Raw genomic sequence first — 2,492 nt, forward strand, 5'->3', positions numbered from 1 at the left:
CAGTTGATCCAGGCGCTGCGGATGACGGCAGCCGAGGCGGGCCGGGCGGTTCGGCTGCGCACGCCGGCGCCTGCGCCGGTGGCGGCGCTGCTGGAGCGTGCCGGATTCCTTGCTGCGCCGACCGCCGCCGATCTCGATTTCTGGTTTCACGGAGAAGCTGTTCAATGACTGCCTCGATCCTCACCGTCGACGATTCGCCGAGCCTGCGGATGGCGATCAAGATCGCGCTGACCGGTGCCGGCTACAGCGTCACCGAGGCAGGCGACGGCGTCGAAGGCCTGGCCAAGGCCAAGGGTGCGAAGTTCGATCTGATCATCACCGACCTCAACATGCCCAATATGGACGGGCTGACGATGATCCGCGAGCTGCGCAAGGATCCCGCCCAGTGCGGCACGCCGATCCTGTTCCTCACCACCGAAAGCGATGACGCGATGAAGCAGCAGGCCAAGGCCGCCGGCGCCACCGGCTGGCTGGTCAAGCCGTTCGTCCCCGAGCAGCTGCTCAAGGTATCGCGCAAGGTGCTCGGCCGGTGAGCGGCGGCGATCCGATCGCCGCCTTCCGGGTCGAGGCCGGCGACCTGCTCGACCAGGTCGAGCAGGGCCTGCTCGACCTGACCCACCGATTGGACGATCGCGACCTGATCGACGCGGTGTTCCGCGGCCTGCACACGCTCAAGGGCTCGGGCGCGATGTTCGGGTTCGACGCGCTGGCCAGCTTCACCCATCACTGCGAGACCGCCTTCGACCGCGTCCGCAAGGGGCTCGCCCCCGCCACCCAGGGGCTGGTCGCGGTGATCCTCTCGGCCAAGGACCATATGCGCGCGCTGGTCGACGGCGACGGCACCGGGCTGGAAGCCGCCGGTGCCGCGATCCTCGCCGAACTGCAGCGCGAGGTGGATGCCGCCGCCGGCGCGCCGCCCGTCGCCCCCTCCGCCCCCGCACGCAAGGGCTGGCGGCTGCGCTTCTACCTGCCGCCCGAGAGCATGGCCAACGGCACCAACCCGCTGATGCTGCTCGACGAGCTGCGCGAGCTGGGCGAGTGCACCATCACCGCGCGCACCGACCGCGTGCCGCCGCTCGCCGACCTGAACCCGGTCGAATGCCATATCGGCTGGGACGTCGAACTGCTGGGCGACATCTCGCGCGACGCGATCGACGATGTGTTCCTGTTCGTGATGGACGACATGGAGCTGGTGATCGAGGAACTCGGCGGCGCGGCCGAGGTGCCCGCCGAGGTCGCCGAAGCGCCGGTTGCCGCCGCTGCCGCCCCTCCCGAGACCAGCGGCCCGGCCAAGGCCGCGACCAAGACCGGCGAGAGCGTCCGCGTGCCGGCCGAACGGCTCGACGAGCTGATGGACCGGGTGGGCGAGCTGGTCATCGTCCATAGCCGGTTGTCGCAGCTCGCCAACGGCCAGGGCGGCGACATGGTGCTGCGCTCGATCTCCGAGGAGATCGAGCGGCTGGTCAGCGAATTGCGCGACACGATGATGGTGCTGCGCATGGTGCCGGTGGCCACGCTGTTCGGCCGCTTCCGCCGGCTGATCCACGACCTCGCCCGCGAGACCGGCAAGGCGATCGAGCTGTCCACCGAGGGCGAGGCTACGGAAGTCGACAAGACCGTGATCGAGCGGCTCGCCGATCCGATGGTCCATCTGATCCGCAACGCTTGCGACCATGGCCTGGAAACCGCCGAGGCGCGCGTGGCGGCGGGCAAACCCGCCACCGGCCAGGTCCGCCTGTCCGCCCACCAGGCCGGCGGCGAGGTGCTGATCACCATCCAGGACGACGGCCGCGGCATCGACCGCGAGCGCGTCCGCGCCAAGGCGGAATCGCAAGGCCTGATCCAGCCGGGTCAGCAGCTGAGCGACGGCGAGCTGCTCCAGATGATCTTCCACCCCGGCTTCTCGACCGCGGCGGCGGTGACCAACCTGTCGGGCCGCGGTGTCGGCATGGACGTGGTCAAGCGCACCATCGAGAGCCTGCGCGGCGCGATCGACATCTCCTCCAACCCCGGCGAGGGATCGAAGGTGGTGCTGCGCATCCCGCTCACCCTCGCGATCATCGACGGCCTGCTCGTCCGGGTCGGCGAGGGCCGCTACGTCATCCCGCTGGCCGCCGTCGAGGAATGCCTCGAACTCAGCCTGGAAGAGGATCTGCGCTCGCGCGGCCGCAGCTTCATCACCCTGCGCGACCGGCTGGTGCCGTTCCTGCGCCTGCGCGAGATGTTCGACACCGGCACCCGCCCCGATCCGCACCAGAAGATCGTCGTCATCGCCACCGGCGCCGAGCGCGTCGGCCTGGTCGTCGACCAGATCATCGGCAGCCACCAGACCGTGATCAAGTCGATGTCGCCGCTCCACCGGGACGTCGCCGCCTTTGCCGGCGCGACCATCCTCGGCGACGGCGGCGTCGCGCTGATCCTCGACGTCGTCCAGCTCGTACTGGCCGGCCAGCAGCAGGAGGAGCGGCTGCGTGCCGCCGGTTGAGCCCATG

General features: G+C 70.0%; 2 protein-coding genes. Both read left to right on the plus strand.

The window, feature by feature from the left end:
* The first annotated feature begins 164 nt into the window (after nucleotides 1–164).
* Nucleotides 165–533, plus strand: a complete 369-nt coding sequence (locus KK7_RS0118220) for a response regulator (protein WP_010546075.1) — start codon at nucleotides 165–167, stop codon at nucleotides 531–533.
* On the plus strand, nucleotides 530–2,485 hold the full coding sequence (locus tag KK7_RS0118225; RefSeq protein WP_010546076.1) for a chemotaxis protein CheA: 1,956 nt from the start codon (nucleotides 530–532) through the stop codon (nucleotides 2,483–2,485). Before KK7_RS0118220 ends, KK7_RS0118225 begins: the two co-directional genes overlap by 4 nt.
* The last annotated feature ends 7 nt before the right edge of the window (nucleotides 2,486–2,492 follow it).

Origin of the sequence: Sphingomonas elodea ATCC 31461, assembly GCF_000226955.1 — a bacterium.
Classification (GTDB): domain Bacteria; phylum Pseudomonadota; class Alphaproteobacteria; order Sphingomonadales; family Sphingomonadaceae; genus Sphingomonas; species Sphingomonas elodea.

Bases quoted from the DNA above. Each gene is read 5' to 3' on its own strand.
- KK7_RS0118220 (WP_010546075.1), top strand. From the start codon at position 165: ATGACTGCCTCGATCCTCACCGTCGACGATTCGCCGAGCCTGCGGATG.